Annotated in this window: 17 protein-coding genes and 2 tRNA genes; 11 read left to right on the forward strand and 8 right to left on the reverse strand. The window is 69.8% G+C overall.

Translation table 11 applies throughout. The features are described 5' to 3' along the window. Positions 1-81 precede the first annotated feature (81 nt). From ITJ62_RS13320 to ITJ62_RS13340, 5 genes are all read right to left on the reverse strand, one after another. Positions 82-1008 carry an ABC transporter substrate-binding protein gene (locus ITJ62_RS13320; protein WP_194602966.1) on the reverse strand — a complete coding sequence of 309 codons (927 nt, stop codon included), beginning with the start codon at positions 1006-1008 and terminating at the stop codon, positions 82-84. Between the two features lie 75 nt (positions 1009-1083). Next, a complete protein-coding gene (locus ITJ62_RS13325; RefSeq protein ID WP_194602969.1) occupies positions 1084-1818 on the reverse strand; it encodes an ABC transporter permease in 735 nt (244 codons plus the stop codon). Then, positions 1815-2465 (reverse strand): ABC transporter permease, encoded by a 651-nt coding sequence (locus ITJ62_RS13330; protein WP_162852302.1) that lies wholly within the window; start codon positions 2463-2465, stop codon positions 1815-1817. The genes ITJ62_RS13325 and ITJ62_RS13330 overlap by 4 nt, the downstream gene beginning before the upstream one ends. Beyond that, positions 2462-3553: an ABC transporter ATP-binding protein gene (locus tag ITJ62_RS13335; protein WP_194602972.1), complete on the reverse strand. Its 1092-nt coding sequence runs from the start codon at positions 3551-3553 to the stop codon at positions 2462-2464. Before ITJ62_RS13335 ends, ITJ62_RS13330 begins: the two co-directional genes overlap by 4 nt. After that, a complete protein-coding gene (locus ITJ62_RS13340) occupies positions 3550-4269 on the reverse strand; it encodes an IclR family transcriptional regulator (RefSeq protein WP_079706464.1) in 720 nt (239 codons plus the stop codon). The genes ITJ62_RS13335 and ITJ62_RS13340 overlap by 4 nt, the downstream gene beginning before the upstream one ends. 160 nt (positions 4270-4429) lie before the next feature. On the opposite strand from ITJ62_RS13340, the gene ITJ62_RS13345 reads away from it, so the two are divergent. Beyond that, positions 4430-5878, forward strand: a complete 1449-nt coding sequence (locus tag ITJ62_RS13345; protein ID WP_194603006.1) for an aromatic amino acid ammonia-lyase — start codon at positions 4430-4432, stop codon at positions 5876-5878. A gap of 22 nt (positions 5879-5900) precedes the next feature. On the opposite strand, the gene ITJ62_RS13350 is transcribed toward ITJ62_RS13345, so the two are convergent. Further along, positions 5901-6869 (reverse strand): diacylglycerol kinase family protein, encoded by a 969-nt coding sequence (locus ITJ62_RS13350; protein ID WP_194603008.1) that lies wholly within the window; start codon positions 6867-6869, stop codon positions 5901-5903. 57 nt (positions 6870-6926) lie between these two features. Between ITJ62_RS13350 and serS the strand changes: the two genes are divergently transcribed. The 7 genes from serS (at position 6927) to ITJ62_RS13385 (ending at position 13489) form a co-directional block, all read left to right on the forward strand. Beyond that, the gene (gene serS / locus ITJ62_RS13355) at positions 6927-8192 is read left to right on the forward strand and encodes a serine--tRNA ligase (protein WP_137244123.1); all 1266 of its coding nucleotides are present in this window, start codon (positions 6927-6929) and stop codon (positions 8190-8192) included. After that, positions 8189-9013 (forward strand): HAD family hydrolase, encoded by an 825-nt coding sequence (locus ITJ62_RS13360; protein ID WP_086475291.1) that lies wholly within the window; start codon positions 8189-8191, stop codon positions 9011-9013. The genes serS and ITJ62_RS13360 overlap by 4 nt, the downstream gene beginning before the upstream one ends. 146 nt (positions 9014-9159) lie before the next feature. Next, entirely contained in the window at positions 9160-10407 is a 1248-nt protein-coding gene (locus ITJ62_RS13365; protein ID WP_064296868.1) for an LCP family protein, read from the forward strand. A 96-nt stretch (positions 10408-10503) separates the two neighbouring features. After that, positions 10504-10588, forward strand: a tRNA-Ser gene (locus ITJ62_RS13370). A 170-nt stretch (positions 10589-10758) separates the two neighbouring features. After that, complete coding sequence (locus ITJ62_RS13375) at positions 10759-11886, forward strand: hypothetical protein (RefSeq protein WP_194603011.1); 1128 nt, start codon at positions 10759-10761, stop codon at positions 11884-11886. Between the two features lie 60 nt (positions 11887-11946). Then, a complete protein-coding gene (locus ITJ62_RS13380; protein ID WP_194603013.1) occupies positions 11947-13287 on the forward strand; it encodes an LCP family protein in 1341 nt (446 codons plus the stop codon). Positions 13288-13400: 113 nt separating this feature from the next. After that, positions 13401-13489: transfer RNA gene (locus ITJ62_RS13385), tRNA-Ser, on the forward strand. Between the two features lie 199 nt (positions 13490-13688). On the opposite strand, the gene ITJ62_RS13390 is transcribed toward ITJ62_RS13385, so the two are convergent. Both ITJ62_RS13390 and ITJ62_RS13395 read right to left on the reverse strand, forming a co-directional pair. Beyond that, positions 13689-14372, reverse strand: a complete 684-nt coding sequence (locus ITJ62_RS13390; RefSeq protein ID WP_194603016.1) for a hypothetical protein — start codon at positions 14370-14372, stop codon at positions 13689-13691. 207 nt (positions 14373-14579) lie between these two features. Beyond that, positions 14580-14828, reverse strand: a complete 249-nt coding sequence (locus ITJ62_RS13395) for a DUF2795 domain-containing protein (RefSeq protein WP_194603019.1) — start codon at positions 14826-14828, stop codon at positions 14580-14582. Between the two features lie 102 nt (positions 14829-14930). Between ITJ62_RS13395 and ITJ62_RS13400 the strand changes: the two genes are divergently transcribed. From ITJ62_RS13400 to ITJ62_RS13410, 3 genes are all read left to right on the forward strand, one after another. Next, positions 14931-15833 carry a hypothetical protein gene (locus ITJ62_RS13400; RefSeq protein WP_228498485.1) on the forward strand — a complete coding sequence of 301 codons (903 nt, stop codon included), beginning with the start codon at positions 14931-14933 and terminating at the stop codon, positions 15831-15833. Between the two features lie 181 nt (positions 15834-16014). Further along, positions 16015-16908, forward strand: a complete 894-nt coding sequence (locus ITJ62_RS13405) for a putative RNA methyltransferase (RefSeq protein ID WP_194603025.1) — start codon at positions 16015-16017, stop codon at positions 16906-16908. A 97-nt stretch (positions 16909-17005) separates the two neighbouring features. Next, a complete protein-coding gene (locus ITJ62_RS13410; RefSeq protein WP_194603028.1) occupies positions 17006-17749 on the forward strand; it encodes an RNase H family protein in 744 nt (247 codons plus the stop codon). Positions 17750-17783: the final 34 nt, after the last annotated feature.

The following is a 17783-nucleotide window of genomic DNA, read 5'->3' on the forward strand; positions in this document are numbered from 1 at the left end:
CTCAGGGGCGGGTCGCCGGCCAGGAGCCGGTTCTCGGCCTTTGGATCGCTTCTCGACCCCTGAGCCCGTCGACGGGTGCTGTTAGCCGAGGTCGGCGTCCTTCAGCCACTCCTCGGCGATGCTCTTCAGGCTCGTGCCGTCGGACGCCTTGCCGTTCATCTCGATGAGGTCCTCGGTGGTGAGGGCTGCGGAGACCTTGTCGAGCGTCTTCGAGATCGTGTCGTCGAGCTTGCTCGTGCTGATGACGGGGACGATGTTCTCGGCCGCGAAGAGCGACTTGTCGTCCTCGAGGGCGACCAGGTTGTTCGCGGTGAGTCCGGGGTCGGTGCTGAAGATGTCGCCGACCTGCACCTGGCCGCTCGTGAGCGCGGTCATCGTGAGCGGTCCGCCGGCGTCGAGGCTGACGAACTCCTTGAAGGTGAGACCGTAGACCTGCTCGAGACCGACGACGCCGTTGACGCGCGTCTTCCACTCCGGCGGGCCGCCGAGGCTGAGCTCGGACATGTACGGCACGAGGTCGGAGATCGTCTTGAGGTCGTACTTGTCTGCCGTCTCCTGGGTGACGGCGAGCACGTCCTTGTCCTCCGCGGGGGAGATGTCGAGCATGCTGACACCCTTCGGGAGCTTGTCGCCGAGTTCCGCGACGACGTCCTCACTCGTGCTGGCCTTCGACTCGGAGTCGAGGTACTTGAGCAGTGCGCCCGAGTATTCGGGGAGGAGGTCGATGGAGCCGTCCTGCAGCGCGGCCATGTAGACCTCGCGGCTGCCGATGTTGAACTGCTCCTTCACCTTGACGCCCTCGGCCTGCAGCGCCTGGGAGTAGATGGTGGCGATGAGCTGGCTCTCGGTGAAGTCTGCTGAGCCGATGATGACGGCGTCGCCGGAGGAGCCGGACGCGCCGTCGCTGCTGAGGGCGTCCTGGCCGCCGCAGCCGGTGAGGACGAGAGCGGCGGCTGCGGTGGTCGCGGCGATGGCCGCGAGACGACGGGGGAAGGTGGGGAAGGGCATGAGGACCTCGATTCGGTGAGATGGACGGATCGGTGGTGCGGTCGTGCGGAGGTGGTCGTGCGGTGCGGGTGCGGCTCAGGCCGGCCGGGGGATCGCCCCGGTGACGGTGGTCGGGGCCGCCGTCCGCCGTCTGCGGCTGGTGCGCCGCAGACCGGGGGAGACGATGAGGGTGCCGAGGAGGGTGAAGGCGATCTCCAGTGCGAAGGCGAGGGCGGCGACGAGGATCGCGCCGCCGGCCATCTGGAAGAAGTCGGCCTGGGCGCGGCCGTCGATGATGTACCGGCCGAGCCCCTGCAGGCCGAGGTAGGCGGCGACCGTCGCGGTCGAGACGACCTGGAGGGTGGACGAGCGGATGCCGGACAGCAGCAGGGGGAGGGCGCAGGGGAGCTGGACGTGCCAGAGGATCTGCAGCTTCGTGTAGCCCATGCCGCGGGCGGCGCCCACCGCGTCGGGATCGGCGCTCTGGATGCCCGTGTACGTCCCGGTCAGAATGGGCGGGACGGCGAGGAGCACGAGGACGACGATCGTCGGGATGACGTAGACGAGCTGCCCGGGGACCACCGGCGAGATGAGGAGGAACAGCAGGATGAGGAGGCCCAGGGTCGGCAGGGCACGGAGCGCGTTGGCCGATCCTGCGACGAGGCGCTCGCCCTTGCCGGTGTAGCCGACGAGGACGCCGAGCGGCACGGCGATCACTGCGGCGATGACGAGCGCGATGCCCGTGTACAGCAGGTGGTAGCCCATCTGCGAGGGGATGCCGTCGGGGCCGGTCCAGTTGGCGGGGTCGGTCAGCCAGTCGATGACGCTCATGCTGCCACCGTCCGATCACGCCAGGGCGTCGCGAGCGAGCCGAGCCGGACGATGATGAGGTCGAGGATCACGGCGAGGACGACGCAGAGCAGGATGCCAGTGACGAGCGGCACGAAGAGGCGGAGCTGGAAGCCCTGCGTGAACAGTGTCCCGAGTTGCGGGATGCCGAGCAGAGCGGCCATCGTCACGATGCTGACGTTGGAGACGACCGCGACGCGCAGGCCGGCGGCGATCACCGGGACGGCGACGGGCAGTTCCACCAGCACGAGCCGCTGCCAGGACCGGTAGCCCATGGCCTCGGCCGCCTGCACCGCGTCCACCGGCACCGAGGACAGTCCGTCGGAGACGACGCGGACGAGGAGTGACACCGTGTAGACGGTCAGGGCGATGACGATGTTGATCGGGTCGAGGATCTTCGTGCCGAGGATCGTCGGCAGGATGATGAACAGCGCGAGCGACGGGATCGTGTACAGCAGCCCGGCGGTACCGACGATGAACGGGCGGCCGCGACGCGAGCGGTGCGCCCACCAGCCGAACGGGAGGGCGACCAGGAGGCCGAGCACCGTCGGGGTGAGCGTCAACCAGAGGTGGTTGAGCGTGAGGTCGCCGATGAGCGGGAGGTTCTCCCAGATCCAGTCGATCGTCATCGGAGGCTCCGCTCGGGGGCGGGACGCTCGAGGAGTTCGCTGGCGGCGATGGTGCCGGTGAGTCGGCCGTCGTCGTCGAGGAGCCCGACGCGTCGACTCGGGTGCGCGAGCGCTGCGTTGAGCGCGATGCGGAGCGACGCCGTGCGCGGCACGAACAGGCCCTGGCCGCTGATGGTGTCGGTCGAGACGGAGCCGTGACCGGCTGCGGTGTCGAACCAGCCGAGGGGACGGCGTTCGTCGTCCGTCACCACCACCCAGCCGCTCGCGTGCACGCCGGTCACGGCGGTGTCGCCGAGCCGGGCGACGGGCTCGCGGTGGAGGGCGTCGTCGTGGTCGAGGCCGAGGAAGCCGAGTGCACGGTAGCCGCGGGCCTCACCCACGAAGTCGGCGACGAACGCGTCGTGGGGCTGGGTCAGGAGGTCGACCGGCGGCGCGATCTGCGCGAGGAGACCGCCCTCGCGCAGGACCGCGACCTGGTCGCCGAGCTTGAGTGCCTCGTCGATGTCGTGGGTGACCATCACGATCGTCTTCGAGATGTCGGCCTGCAGGCGCAGGAACTCGTCCTGGAGCTGCGTCCGGACGATCGGGTCGACCGCACTGAAGGGCTCGTCCATGAGGAGGAACGGCGGGTTCGTCGCGAGGGCGCGGGCGACGCCGACGCGCTGCTGCTGACCGCCCGACAGCTGCCACGGGTACTTCTTCGCGAACTTCTCGTCGAGACCGACGCGCTCCAGCAGCTCGAGGGCCGCCGTGCGCGTCTCCCGACGCGAGCCGCCGAGCAGGCGGGGGAGGGCTGCGACGTTGTCGACGACGGTGCGGTGTGGGAAGAGACCGGCGTTCTGGATGACGTAGCCGATCCGACGGCGGAGGGTGACGCGGTCGAGCGACTGGGTCTCGACGTCGTCGAGCAGGATCGACCCCGAGGTCGGATCGATGAGGCGGTTGATCATCCGGAGCGAGGTGGTCTTGCCGCAGCCGGACGGGCCGACGAGCACCGTGAGGGATCCGGTCGGCACCTCGAAGGAGAGGTCGTGGACGGCGACCGTGCCGTCCGGGTAGGCCTTCTTGACGTTCGTGAAGCGGATCATGCGCGTCCCTCCAGGAGGTCCGCGGCGTCGTCGGGGACGGTCGCGGGTGTGTTGTCGGTGGGGCCGGTGTACGAGGCGAGCCCGCTGGAGAGCCGGTCCGTGGCGGCGACGAGGAGCTCGCCGTAGGAGGCGATGAGGTCGTCGGTCATCCGGTAGCTCGGGATGACGAGGCTCAGGGCCGCGACGATCCGTGCTCCCGAGCGGACGGGGGCGGCGATCGCGGTGACGTCCGACTCGACGCCCCGCTCGACCGTGACGTAGCCGGCGGTGGGGGTCCGTCCGGTGAGTGCGGCACCCGCGGCCGACCCGTCGAGGGGGATCGTGCGACCGACCCAGCTCGCGTGACGGACGGAGTGGGTGCCCTCGGTGATCGCGAGGTAGAGCGCGGTGGACGCGTGACCCTCGACGCTCAGGTAGGCGGACTCGCCGGTGCGTTCGACGAGGTCGAGCATCTCCGTGTGGCAGAAGCCGACGAGCGACTCGTTGCTGAGTGCCTGCGTGCCGAGCTGGACGACGCGGCTGCCGGGTCGGTAGCTGCCGTCGGCGTCCTTCCGGACGAAGCCCGTGGACTCCAGGGTGCGGAGGAGCCGGAGGGCGGTGCTCGGCGAGAGGTCGACGAGTCGCGCGCTCTCGGCGAGGGTCGTGCGGCCGCGGTCGCACACCACGGCGAGGAGCGAGAGTGCACGCTCCACGGTTCGAGTCGATGATTCAGCCATCAGATCCCTCTCTGTCGAGCCACCACGCTATGGCTCCGCCGTTTCAGCGAACCGCCTCGAATGTTTCCGTCAGGTAAAACTCGAATTTCATCTGGTGGGACGTTCGCCGTGTGAGCAAGGATGGTGCACACGACGACGGAGCGCAAGAGAGGGTGTCGGGATGATCGGGATCGCGGGAGCACTGGGCATCGACGAGCTGCGGCGGATCGCGGACCTCGAGGAGGAGGCCTCGGTGCCTCGCGCGGTGCTCGACCGGCTGGCCACCGCTCATGACGAAGCGCGGGACCTCGCCGAGCACGCGGCCGTCTACGGCAGGAGCACAGGCGTGGGGGCGAACAAGGACACCGCGGTGGCCGACGACGGCGATGCCCACGCACGCCGCCTGCTCCGCAGCCACGCGGTCGACGCGGGGGAGGTCGTCCCCGACCGGGTCGTGCGGGCGATGCTCGCGGTCCGGCTCAACCAGCTCGCCGTCGGCGGATCGGGTGTCGAGCCCGCGGTCGTCGCGGCGCTCGCCGAGATGCTGCGCCGCGATGCACTGCCGACCGTCCGGACCCTCGGGTCGATCGGGACCGGCGACCTCACCGCGCTCGCCGGTACGGCGCTGACCCTGCTCGGTGAACGACCGGCGTCGACGACGCTGGAGCCGCTGGACGCGTGGGGCTCGGAGAGTGCCCTGTCGTTCATCAGCAGCAGCGCCCTGACCATCGCGCGCGCGGCGCTCGCGGTCACGGAGCTGTGGAGGCTCGACCGCGCCTGGTCGGCGGTCTGCGCGCTCAGCTTCCACGCGCTGGACGGCAATGCGCAGGCGTATGCCGAGGCGGCCGCGGGTGCGTCCGCCTCGCCCGGTGTCGTAGCTGCCGCTGCGGCGTTGCGCGCGCTCATCGGACCCGCGCCGGAACCGGCTCGGATCCAGGACCCGTTCGCACTCCGCATCGCCGCGATCACGCAGGGTGTCGTGGCGACGGCGACGGACCGGCTCGCGGACCAGGTGGAAGCGCTCATCGGTGCTGCGCAGGAGAACCCGCTGTACGTCCTCGGTGCCGATTCCGGGTCACGGGCGGTCCTCCACCACGGTGCCTTCTTCCAGGCGCAGCTGGCAGCGGAACTGGACGCGACAGCGCTCGCGCTCGCGCAGACGTCGACGGTCACCCTCTCGCGCCTGCGGCTGGTGAACGAGCCCGCGTTCACGGGCCTGCCGCCGTTCCTCGGCGACGGGGAACCGGGTGCGTCAGGACTGATGATGGTCGAGTACGTCGCGGCGGGCGCGGTCGCCGACATCCGGCACGCGGCGCAACCGGCGGCGCTCGACACGGTCGTCCTGTCGCGCGGCGCCGAGGAGGATGCACCGTTCGCCGCGCAGGCCGTCGCCCAGCTGGAGGACGCGGTCGTCGCCACGAGGACGCTCATCGCCTGCGAACTCCTCGGAGCGATGCGGGTCGTGCGGCGTCGCGGTGTGGCCGATCGACTGACCGGGGCGCTCGCCGACGTGTTCGCCCGGGCATCGGCGTCGCTCGGCTCGGACGACGCCGACCGCGACCTCCGCCCCGACCTCGAGCGGGCGACGGCGCTCCTCGCCGAGATCGCGGACCTCGTCGAGGGACGGTAGCCGGGCTCAGCGGTGTCGCCGGCTACGGGAGCTTGACGAGCAGCCCGCCGCGGTGCGCGTCGAACGCGACCATCGTCGCCATGCCGAACGCGTCACCGTCGAGCTCGAGGTCCTGCGCCTCGTCGACCCGTACGGTCAGCGCCTCCGCACGCAGGTTCGTCACGGTGTTCCCTCCCCGGCCCTCGGTGAAGCGGATCATCCGCCGCCCGACGGCCGTCCGTCGCAGGACCCGGTTCTCCCACGTGACCTTCCGCCACACGAGCAGCCAGCCGAAGGCACCCTTCGGCTGCAGCACCGCGACGTCGAGGAACCCGTCGTCGAGCTCGGCGTCCGGCATGAGCTGCACCCCGCCCTGCAGCGTGCCGCAGTTCCCGACGAGCACCGAGCTCACGGTCGCCGCATGCTGACGGTGCCCGCGCAACTGGTAGTGGATGCGGAACGGCGCGGCCGTGGCGATCGAGCGGAGACCGGACTCGACGTAGGCGAGCCAGCCGAGCGACTTCTTGAGGTCCGGGTTCGCGGTGGCGATCATCATCGCGTCGACGCCCATGCCGGCCATCACGACGAACGCGTGCTCCTCCTCCGACCCGTCGGCGCGGGTGATCATGGCCACGCCGATGTCGATCGCTCGCGTGTCACCGGTGAACGCCGCCCCGATCGCGGCCACCTGGTCGCCGAGCGGCAGCTTCAGGTTCCTCGCGAGCAGGTTGCCGGTCCCCGACGGGATGAGGGTCAGCGGCACACCGCTCCCGCGCAGCCCCTCGGCGACGGCCCGCACGGTCCCGTCACCCCCGGCCGCGAGCACCACCTGAGCGCCGTCGAGGACCGCGCGCCGCGCCTGACCGACACCGGGATCGTCGACACTCGTCTCGTACAGGTGCGGAGCCGCCCATCCGGCCTCCTGCGACCGCGCCTCCAACGCGCTCCGCAGCCGGGTGGCGTCGACCTTCACCGGGTTGTACACGAGCGCGGCGTGCGGGGGAGTCGGCATGGCCCAACGGTACTGTCCCGGGGCCTCGTCACCGACCTCGATCGCTAGACTTGCCGGGTGATCGATCCCGTACTCCTCCGCGAACAGCCAGAAGTCCTCCGAGCGTCGCAGCAGAAGCGAGGGTCCTCCGTCGACCTCGTCGACCAGGCGATCGACGCCGACACCGCACGCCGCGCCGCGATCACCGGGTTCGAGGAACTCCGTGCCGAGCAGAACGCGTTCGGCAAGCAGGTCGCCAAGGCCCCCAAGGAGGAGAAGGCCGCCCTCGTCGCCCAGGCGCAGCAGCTCGCCGCCCGCGTCAAGGAGGCCCAGCAGGTCGCGACCGAAGCCGAGGCCTACTTCGCCGACGTCGCCGGTCGCATCCAGAACCCGGTGCTCGACGGCGTGCCCGCCGGCGGCGAGGCCGACTTCATCACGCTCCGCGAGGTCGGCGAACGCCCCTCCTTCGACTTCACCCCGCGCGACCACCTCGAGCTCGGGGAGCTCCTCGGCGCCATCGACATGCAGCGCGGCACCAAGGTCAGCGGCTCGCGCTTCTACTTCCTCCGCGGCATCGGCGCCCGCCTCGAGATCGCCCTGATGAACCTCGCGCTCGACCGCGCGATCGAGGCCGGCTTCGTCCCGCTCATCACGCCGACGCTCGTGCGCCCCGAGATCATGAAGGGCACCGGCTTCCTCGGCGAGCACGCCGACGAGGTCTACCAGATCGCCGGCGAGGACCTCTTCCTCACCGGCACGAGCGAGGTGGCGCTCGCCGGGTACCACTCCGACGAGATCCTCGACCTCGAGCAGGGCGCGCTCCGCTACGCCGGCTGGTCGACCTGCTACCGCAAGGAGGCAGGGTCCTACGGGCGCGACACCCGCGGCATCATTCGGGTGCACCAGTTCAACAAGCTCGAGATGTTCGTCTACACCAAGCCGGAGGACGCCGCCGCCGAGCACGAGCGCCTGCTGTCGTACCAGGAGGCGATGCTGCAGTCGCTCGGCCTCAGCTACCGCGTCATCGACACGGCCGCCGGCGACCTCGGGTCGAGCGCGGCACGCAAGTTCGACGTCGAGGCCTGGGTGCCGACGCAGGACTCCTACCGCGAGCTCACCAGCACCTCGAACTGCACCACCTACCAGGCGCGTCGCCTCGACACCCGGTACCGCACGGAGTCGGGCAAGACCACGCCGGTCGCGACGCTCAACGGAACGCTCGCGACCACCCGCTGGATCGTCGCGATCCTCGAGACGCACCAGCAGGAGGACGGCAGCGTCGTAATCCCCGAGGTGCTGCGTCCGTACCTGGGCGGCATCGAGGTCGCGAGGCCGATCCGATGACGGACGAGACGACCACCACCGCGACCCCGCTGCTCATCGCCCTCGACATCGACGGCACGGTGCTGCACGAGGACGGTTCGCTCAGCCTGTCGGTCGCCGACGAGGTGCGCCGCGTGGTCTCGCTCGGCCACATCGTCACGTTGGCCACCGGTCGCAGCTGGGAGAGCACGCGTCCGGTGCTCGAGGAGCTCGAGCTGACGCCGCAGTACGTCGTCTGCGCGAACGGTGCGCTCATCATGAAGCGCGACGAGTCGAAGCCCGATTCCTACGAGCGCTTCTTCATGGAGACCTTCGACCCGACCGAGGTCCTCGGGCTCATCCAGCCGCACCTCTCCGAGGGCAGCTACATGGTCGAGTACCCCGACGGCTTCCGCAAGTACACGGTCGGCATGGAGGACTGGAACCTCGAGAACGCGATCGAGGTGCCGTTCGAGGAACTCGTCACGAGCCCCGTCACGCGCGTCGTCGTCGTCTCACCGAGTCACGACGAGGAGGAGTTCCTCCGCATCGTCGACAAGATCGGGCTCAGCCAGGTGAGCTACGCGATCGGGTGGACGGCCTGGCTCGACATCGCGCCGAAGGGCGTCAACAAGGCGACCGCGCTGGAGCGTGTCCGGGAGTGGCTGGGGCTCGAGCGTTCGCAGATGGTCGCCGTCGGCGACGGCCGCAACGACGTCGACATGCTCGGCTGGGCCGCCGCCGGAGGGCGCGGTGTCGCCATGGGCCAGGCGCCCGAGGAGGTCCTCGCGGTCGCGTCGGAGGTCACCGGCACGGTCACCGACGACGGTCTCTCTCAGCTCCTGAGGAGCATTTCGGGTTAGCATCGTCCAAAGCTCCGTGCCGATTCGCCGTTTCCGGTGGGCACGGGGCGTCGGTGCGCGCCTGCTCCAGGGGTCACCGGACGACTCGCCGCAGCCCGGTCTCCTGGGTTCCGGCCACCCCTGTTCCTGAGACGAGAGCGAGATCCATGACCCGCAACGCCGACGCGTCCAAACCGCGCGCCGCCGTCCGTCACGGCAGACTCCGCAAGTCGAACCCGTTCGTCACCGTCGCGAAGATCGTCGCCGCGACGGCCGCCGTCGTCGGCGTGAGCGGCATCGCGGTCGCCGGCGTGGCAGCCCTCGACCTCGCCAACAGCGTGAAGCCCGTCGCCCACCTCGACAACGAGACGCCGGGTGCTCCGCCGCCCAACATCGGGGCGATCGAGGGTGGCGTCAACCTGCTCCTCGTCGGTAGCGATTCGGGCGACGGCAATGCGGCGTACGGCGATCGCGAGGAGAACCTCAACGACGTCACCATCCTCATGCACATCTCGGCAGACCACTCGAGCGCGACCGTGGTCAGCTTCCCGCGCGACATGTACGTGCAGATCGGCGACTGCGCCGACGGCGGCAACGGTCGCGACAAGATGAACACCGCCCTCATGTACGGCGGTGCCGACGGCGGGCTCGCCTGCGCGGTGTCCACGGTCGAGGGCATCACCGGCCTCTCCATCCCGTTCGCCGCGCAGATCGGCTTCGACGGCGTCATCTCGATGTCGAACGCGGTCGGCGGCGTGCCGGTGTGTGTCACCGAACCCCTCAACGACGCCTGGAGCGGCATCAACCTCGACGTCGGCACCCACGACCTCTCGGGTGCGTCCGCCCTCGCCTTCCTCCGCTCGCGTCACGGCGTCGGCGACGGCAGCGACCTGTCGCGGATCTCGAACCAGCAGGTGTTCCTCTCCTCGCTCGTCCGCACGCTGAAGAGCAGCGAGACGCTCTCCGACCCGATCAAGCTCTACTCGATCGCCCGTGCCGCGTTGAAGAACGTGACGCTGTCGAGCAGCCTGAACAACATCGACACGATGGTGTCGATCGCCGCAGCGCTCAAGGACATCCCCCTCGACCGCGTCGCGTTCGTGCAGACGCCGACGGCCACGGTCCAAGGTGGCGTGGAAGCGACGTCCGATGCGGATGTGCTGTGGACGGCGCTGCAGAGCGACCAGGCCGTGGCGCTGTCCGCCACCGGCAAGTACGTCGTGACCGACCCGAACGCGCCCGTCACGCCGGACCCGGCGACGACCGATGCGGCGGCCGACCCCGCGGCAACGGCGGACCCGGCAGCGCCCGCGGACCCGTCCGCCGCCGGCCCCGTCGCCCTGCCCGACACGATCACGGGCCAGAACGCCGCGCAGAACACCTGCACGGCCGGTCGTCCGGAGGAAGACCAGTAGTCACCGCGTGATCGGATGGGGCCGCTTCGCCGCTGGCCCGATCCGATACACTCGATCCTGGTCGTCAGCTGCGTCATCGCGGGCGATCGACCATCAGGAGGGCTGTCCGAGCGGCCGATGGAGCCAGTCTTGAAAACTGGTGGGCAGAAATGTCTCGTGGGTTCGAATCCCACGCCCTCCGCATCTTGTCTTGTCGAGACGGCCGGTTGAGCCTGGCCTCGGAGCATCCTCTCCAACCTGCGCCTTTTTGCTGCATTCGTTGTTCTGTAATATCTACGTTAATGTTGACGTATCAGTTGGCTGTGTCTCCCATCCAGCCGACGTCAGACCACTTCGAAGGCAGGACGACTCATGAGCGACGCTCCGACTTCCAACCCCGACCCGAATCCCGGGTCGTCGCCCTCGACGACCCCACCCGGACAGGCCGGCGGCGGCCCGCAGTACCCGTCGCAGCCGTTCGCGCCGAACCCGTACGCGTCGAAGCCTCGACGCGGGCTGTCCCGTGGCGCGCTCATCGGGATCATCGCGGGTGCGGTCGCCCTGCTCCTCCTCATCGTGACCGTCGCGGGCATCGGGATCAGCAGCGCCATCCGCGGTTCGCAGGCGGAGCCGGAGATCGCCGTGAAGGACTACCTCACCGCGCTGCAGAACGGCGACGCGAAGCAGGCGCTGGCGCTCCTCGAGGACCCCGACGACACCGCGTTCCTGAACGACGACGTCCTGAAGGCGTCGAACAAGCTCGCGAAGATCGGCAAGGTCTCGACGACGTCCAAGCCGTTCGGTGCGCCGTTCACCAAGGTCAAAGCCAAGTTCTCGATCGGTTCCGAGCGCGTCACGCAGGAGTTCGTGGTGAAGGATCAGGGCGACGGCACCTACACCATCTTCCAGGGAGGCACCGTCAGCGTTTCGTCCTACAGCCTCAGCGGTGCGCCGGTCACGCTCAATGGTCAGGACGTCTCCGATGCTGCTGGCGACAGCTGGACCCTGTTCCCCGGCGCGTACTCGTTCGCGGTGTCCCTCGACTCCTTCTCGGTCACCGGCGGCGACAGCATCATCCTGGCTGGCGAGGAGTCCGGCTCCCTCGATGACGTCAAGGTCGCGCTCAACGACACCGGCGTCCAGCAGTTCCGCGACGCCGTGACGGACGCGGTGAACACCTGTATCGCTTCGACGACCCTTGCCGCAGGGTGCGGGATCGACCTCCCCGGCACGCTGTCGGACGGCACGGTCGTCCAGGACGGCACCATCACCCGCAGTCTCTCCGCGGACGCGCAGGCGAACCTCGCGAACCTCGAACCGCAGGAGACCTTCGGCGATCCGCTGAACGTGCCCGGCGAGTACATCGGCCTGGTCAAGGTGACGTCGACGAGTTGCACCCAGGGCGGCGCGACCAGCGCCTGCACCATCGAGTTCGGTCCATCCCTCGGGTCACCACTGGTGGACTTCACCTCCGGGACCCCGGTGGTGCGCTGGGACTGATGCGTTCCGAAAACCCGGTCGGGCGTCCCCGTTCACAGCCGGACCTGCTTTACTGTTCCGATGCCCCCGATCACGCCTGACGCCGTCGAGCCCGAGCGGAACCGCGCGGGCCGTGGCGCAGCCGGTCGCGAGGGACGATCCCGCAAGCTCAGCACCATCGCCCGTCACGGGCGGTTGCAGCGACCGAGCGCCGTGCGGACCGGCCTGAAGATCGTCGCCTCGACGCTCGCGGTCGCGCTGGTCAGCGGTGGCATCGTGGCCGGCATCGCCCTCTGGGACGTCGCCGCGACCGTGAAGCCCGGCGTCGCGCTCGTCGACTCGCAGGGTGAGGCCGTCACCGACCTGCCCGCGATCGGCGCGTATCCGGGTGGCGTCAACCTCCTCATCGTGGGCAGCGACTCCCGCGCCGGCCAGGACCCCGTCTTCGGTGACGCCGAGGAGGAGACGGGCAACCTCAACGACGTCACGATGCTCGTACACATCTCCGAGGACCACAGCAACGCGACGGTCGTCAGCTTCCCGCGCGACATGTTCGTCCCCATCCCGTCCTGTCCCGACCCGTCCGGCGGCTCGTTCGACTCGATGAGCCGGCAGAAGATCAACACTTCGCTGAGCTACGGCGGGCTCGCCTGCACGGCGTTGACGGTGTCGCAGCTCACCGGCCTCGAGATCCCGTTCGCCGCAGAGGTGCAGTTCAGTGGCGTGATGGCGATGTCGACCGCGCTCGGTGGCGTGACGGTGTGTGTCGCCGACCCGATCGAGGACGAGTACACGGGCACCTTCCTCTCGGCGGGCGAGCACACCCTCGAGGGATATGAGGCACTGCAGTTCCTCCGCACCAGGCACGGCGTCGGCGACGGCAGCGACCTCAGTCGCATCAGCAACCAGCAGGTGTTCCTGTCGGCGATGATGCAGCAGGTCAAGAGCGCCGAGACCCTGACCAACCCTGGAATCCTCTACTCTCTGGCCAAGGCGGCGGCGCAGAACATGCAGCTGTCCGACAGTCTGACGAGCCTCGACACGATGATCGCCATCGCCATGACACTGCGTGAGGTCGACCTCGCGAACATCGCCTTCGTGCAGTACCCGAACGCGGCCGTCGAGGGCGGCGTCGAGCCGATCGACGATGCGGCGGCCGCGCTGTTCGAAGCGCTCGGCAACGACCAGCCCATCCAGCTCTCGGGCGCGACCGGCGCCGGTGCGGTGGCGAACCCGACCGACCCGACCGCGGTCGATCCGGCCGAGGGTGCAGATGCAGGAGCCGACCCGGCCGCGACGGCTCCGCCTGCCGATGGGACCGACCCCTCCGCCGGCGGTGCAGTGGTCCTCCCGTCGACCGTGACCGGCCAGACCGCCGACCAGCGCACCTGCTCCCGCGGTCGTACCCTCGAGGACCAGTAGGCGTCCCGACCTCGTTCCCTGAGCGTGTCGAAGGGCGTCTCGGACCCGGGGATTCGTCACCACGCCCATCACCGGTTATGCTGGTCGTCGTGCGTCCGCTTGCGAGCGCACATGGAGACGTCGCATAGTTCGGCCTAGTGCACCACCCTGCTAAGGTGGAGTCCCCGTAAGGGGACCGCGGGTTCAAATCCCGCCGTCTCCGCACTGGATCTCAGCTCGAAACCCTCGGCTCGCCGGGGGTTTCTGCGTTGTGTGATGTCTGTCGGAATCGCCAGCGCGGTGCGCTGACGTCACCGCGCCCCGCACGCGTGGGCGCGCCCCTCCGGAGACCCGCGCCCGCGTCCGTGGCCCGCGCTCAGGTCAGCGCACCGCGCTGGGCAGACCACCAGGTGGCGGTGAGCTCAGTCGCCGAAGTTCGTGTACGGTGCGCCGATGCTCTCGATGGGGCTGTCGGGATCCTGCGCGGAAATGAAGACGGAGTACGTGTGCTCGTTGCCCTGGTCGTCGGTACCGACCGGTGTCTCCGCCACCGAGATGCTGAAGTGACGACCGCCGTTCGCATCAACCTGGTCGGGGTGCTCCGGATAGCGCTCACGGACGGTACTGACCGATGCTCCGACCACCGTCCCCTCGATGGACCGGAAATCGACCTCGCCGAGGGCCGACGCCGTCACGGTAACCGACCAGTCAGGGACGAACTCGCTGCCGTCGCCCTGGCCGTCGAAGATGCTGATACCCGCCCATTGATAGGTGGTGTTCGGGATTTTGCCCGTCGAGTTGTCCGCGAGGACGGGTTCCTGTCCGAACAGGTTCGTGAGCCTGGCGCGCGCCTCCTCCGACGGGTCGTCGTAGGCGAAGCTCTCCAGCGGTGTCCCGGTCGTATCGACGAGTTCGAGTGCCAGCGGGCCGACGACGATGGCGACGACGTCCTCAGCAGGAGGGGCAGTCGGTTCCGGCGTGGCCGACATGGTCGGGGAACCGACGGGCGTACCGGTGGGTGCCGGTGCACTCGGCGCGCAGCCGGTGAGTGCGACTCCGAGCGCGATGACGATTCCGACAGCTGCAGACCATGTGCGTTTCCCCATCGGGCCAGTCTAGGAGCCCGAACGCGAGCAGCCAGGGCGTTACGCGCCGTGCCGAGCGTGTCCGGCCGAGTCGCCAGCGCGGTGCGCTGACGTCACCGCGCCCCGCACGCGCGGGCGCGCCCCTCCGGAGACCCGCGCCCGCGTCCGTGGCCAGCGCTCACGTCAGCGCACCGCGCTGGCGAGTCCACCAGGTGTCGGACGGGGCGGTCAGGCGGAGCGACGGAGCTCGCCGTGATGGCGGAGTTCGCGGAGGATGCCGAACGAGCCGGCGTAGTGCTCTTCGGTGAGCGTGTTGAGTGCGGCGATCGTCCCGCGGTCGAGTCCGGAACGGACCGCGATCGACTGCAGCTCTCGGCGGGAGATCGGGAAGTCCACGGTCCTGAGCAGGGTCTTGAGGTCGGTGAAGCCCGCTGTTTCAGGCGGCTCCACCGTGTCGTGGTGAGGTCTGGCATCCATGTCCACATTGTCGGTATCGACCCCCGAAAAGGCGACAGTCTGACGCCGTTCTGGCGCAAGAGGGCGCTAGCCTGACGTGAAATGATGCGAGGGAGCGGCACCGTGCCCGACGACCGCGACACCGGAACGCCGGCCCCGACGGGCCTCGCGTCCGCAGCCGTCGAGTTGCTGCGCGTCCCGCTCAGTGGCTTCGTGGCGGAGCGCAAACGCCTGGCCGTCGCAGCGCGCGACGACGGGGACGACGAGCTGGCGACGGCGATCCTCGCGCTCCGCAAACCGTCGGTCGCCGCCTGGGCGCTCAACGTGTTGACAGCGCACCGCCCGGACCTCCTCGGCGAACTGGAACAGCTCGGCTCCGCGCTCGGCGACGCACAACGCTCAGGGGACGCCACAGCGCTCCGTACGCTCGGCACCGAACGTCGCTCGCTGATCGCGACGCTCGTCACCGCCACCGTCGAAGCCGCAGCAGCAGAGGGGGCGTCCCTCTCCGGAGCGGTAATCGAGACCGTCCGCCAGAGTCTGCAGGCGGCGAGTGCCGACGCCGACCTCGCCGCGCAAGTGTCGTCCGGTCGGCTGACCGACGCCCCGACCTCGAGCGGAGCGGGGTGGGGTGGTGTGGTCGGCGGGGCCGGTACGCCCGGTAGGCGCTCCACCGCCGACGGGTCCGCTGGGACGCTGGGCGACGGAGACCGCGACCATTCCGACCATGACGACGACCGACGTCGACGCCTTCGGGCCCGGCTGGAGGCGGCCGAGCGCGACGAGGAGGCAGCGTCCAGCGCGAGTGAGGAGGCGACCGCCTCCCTGGACGAGTCGGCGGTCCGGCGGTCGGGACTCCTGCGTGACCGCGAGGACCTCGCGAGGCGACTCGAGGAGCTCGACGCGGACATCGCCGACGCCGAGCGCGAGTGGGCCCGACGCCAACGAGAGGCTGACCGGGCGCAGCGTGCGAGCGACGCAGCACACGAGGACGTCGAGCGTCTGCGGAGCGCGCTCGAGGACTGAGTCACCGAGCTGATCGAGTCTCCGCGGTGCCGAAGCCCCGCCGCGACCGATCGCCGCTCGAACGTTCCGGCGCACGCACCGTGCGGCACGCGCCTAGACTCACCGTGTGGGTGAAGTGCGACAACCGGAAGCATCGCGGCGGCGACGGACACAGCAGCTGGAAGCGGAGCGTTTCGAAGGCATGCCGATCCTCGCTGACGTCCCGCAGCACGATCGGTTGAGCCTCGTCGCCCCCGATCTCGCGTGCACGATCTGCACCGCGACCCTCGAGCTCGGCGACCGCGTGTTGCGCTGCCCCGCCGGTCACAGCTTCGACATCGCCCGGCAGGGCTACGCCTCGCTCGTCGTCGGCGGTCGGACACCGAAGACCGGCGACACGCAGGAGATGGTCGCGGCCCGCGCAGCGTTCCTCGAGGCGGAGCACTACGAGCCGATCGCGGACCACGTCGCAACGACCCTGCCGCTCGCGCGCTTCCTCCCGGACGGCTCGGTCGACGACAACAGCGCCCCGCTCGTCGTCGACATCGCCGGCGGGACCGGCTACTACCTGGGCCGGATCCTCGACGCCCGGCCGGCCTGGCGCGGGTTCGGGTTCGACCTGTCGCCGCTCGCCGCTCGTCGCGCCGCGCGCGCACACGGCCGGGCTGCAGCGGCGACCGCTGACGCCTGGGCACCGTTCCCTCTGCAGGCGGCGTCGGTCGACCACCTGTTGAGCATCTTCGGCCCGCGGAACGGTCCCGAGATGCGTCGGGTGCTCCGCCCGGACGGCTTGCTCACCGTCGTGACGCCGCAACCCGGTCACCTCGCCGAACTCCGCGACCGGCTCGGCATGATCGGGATCGCCGAGCGCAAGGACGCCCGCCTCGACGCACAGCTCGACGGCTTCACGCTCCGCTCCCGCGACACGCTCGACTACGCCGTCGAACTCATGCCGGAGGAGGTGCGCGACGAGGTCCGCATGGGGCCGAGCGCCCACCACCTCGACGACGACGTCTTCGAGCAGGCGATCGCCGACCTGCCCGGCTACACGACGGTCACGGTCGCCGTCACGCTCAGCGTCTTCGCGCCCGCCTGACGCAGGTCAGCCCGACACCGACACCGGCACCGCGGGACCGGCGTCGGGGCGTCGGTGGTGCGTCGATACGATGGAGGGCACTCATCGAAAGGCGCTCATGACGATCACCGCTGCCGCAGACGGCTCCGCCCTCGGCAACCCCGGACCCGCCGGCTGGGCCTGGTATGTCGACGACGATTGCTGGGCAGCCGGGGGATGGCCGCACGGCACGAACAACATGGGCGAGCTGCGCGCCGTCCTCGAGCTGTTCCGCGCCACCGAGCACCTCGACGAGGACCTCCACATCCTCTGCGACAGCAAGTACGTCATCGACTCGATCACGAAGTGGATGCCGGGCTGGAAGAAGAAGGGCTGGAAGAAGGGCGACGGCAAGCCCGTCATGAACCTCGAGCTCATGCAGGAGATCGACGCCGCCATCGCCGGGCGGCGCTACCGGTTCGAGTGGGTGAAGGGGCACGTCGGTCACCGCCTCAACGAGGCCGCCGACATCCGCGCGCGGACCGCTGCCGAGGCGTTCCAGCGCAAGACGCCGGTGCCGGAGGGACCAGGCTGGACCGGCGCCGGAGCTGCGGCCACCCCAGCGGACAGCGAGATTGACGCCGTCGCTGAAGACGCCCCCGAGACGACCGAGCCGGAGCTGTCCGCCGACCTCGAGGTGGAGGAGGAACGCACCGCCCCCGTGTTCGACGCGGAGGACGACGGCGCGCTGTTCTCACTCGACGTCGAGCCGACGTGGCACCAGCTCACCCTCGACCTCACGACCGATGAGCACGAACGTCTGGTCCGTCGCGCCCGCGAGGCCGGGACGAGTGTCCAGGAGCTCCTCCGCGGCCTCATCTGACGTCGCTTCCGAGTTCACAACTCAGGACGAACGC

This window comes from Plantibacter sp. VKM Ac-2876, assembly GCF_015350715.1.
Taxonomy (GTDB): Bacteria; Actinomycetota; Actinomycetes; order Actinomycetales; family Microbacteriaceae; genus Plantibacter; species Plantibacter auratus.

Coding starts and splice junctions, on each gene's coding strand:
- ITJ62_RS13380 (WP_194603013.1), top strand. CDS start 11,947: ATGCCCCCGATCACGCCTGACGCCGTCGAGCCCGAGCGGAACCGCGCG.
- ITJ62_RS13345 (WP_194603006.1), top strand. CDS start 4,430: ATGATCGGGATCGCGGGAGCACTGGGCATCGACGAGCTGCGGCGGATC.
- ITJ62_RS13405 (WP_194603025.1), top strand. CDS start 16,015: ATGCCGATCCTCGCTGACGTCCCGCAGCACGATCGGTTGAGCCTCGTC.
- ITJ62_RS13410 (WP_194603028.1), top strand. CDS start 17,006: ATGACGATCACCGCTGCCGCAGACGGCTCCGCCCTCGGCAACCCCGGA.
- ITJ62_RS13350 (WP_194603008.1), bottom strand. CDS start 6,869: ATGCCGACTCCCCCGCACGCCGCGCTCGTGTACAACCCGGTGAAGGTC.
- ITJ62_RS13390 (WP_194603016.1), bottom strand. CDS start 14,372: ATGGGGAAACGCACATGGTCTGCAGCTGTCGGAATCGTCATCGCGCTC.
- ITJ62_RS13335 (WP_194602972.1), bottom strand. CDS start 3,553: ATGATCCGCTTCACGAACGTCAAGAAGGCCTACCCGGACGGCACGGTC.
- ITJ62_RS13395 (WP_194603019.1), bottom strand. CDS start 14,828: ATGGATGCCAGACCTCACCACGACACGGTGGAGCCGCCTGAAACAGCG.
- ITJ62_RS13365 (WP_064296868.1), top strand. CDS start 9,160: ATGACCCGCAACGCCGACGCGTCCAAACCGCGCGCCGCCGTCCGTCAC.
- ITJ62_RS13325 (WP_194602969.1), bottom strand. CDS start 1,818: ATGAGCGTCATCGACTGGCTGACCGACCCCGCCAACTGGACCGGCCCC.
- ITJ62_RS13330 (WP_162852302.1), bottom strand. CDS start 2,465: ATGACGATCGACTGGATCTGGGAGAACCTCCCGCTCATCGGCGACCTC.
- ITJ62_RS13320 (WP_194602966.1), bottom strand. CDS start 1,008: ATGCCCTTCCCCACCTTCCCCCGTCGTCTCGCGGCCATCGCCGCGACC.
- ITJ62_RS13375 (WP_194603011.1), top strand. CDS start 10,759: ATGAGCGACGCTCCGACTTCCAACCCCGACCCGAATCCCGGGTCGTCG.
- ITJ62_RS13340 (WP_079706464.1), bottom strand. CDS start 4,269: ATGGCTGAATCATCGACTCGAACCGTGGAGCGTGCACTCTCGCTCCTC.
- ITJ62_RS13360 (WP_086475291.1), top strand. CDS start 8,189: ATGACGGACGAGACGACCACCACCGCGACCCCGCTGCTCATCGCCCTC.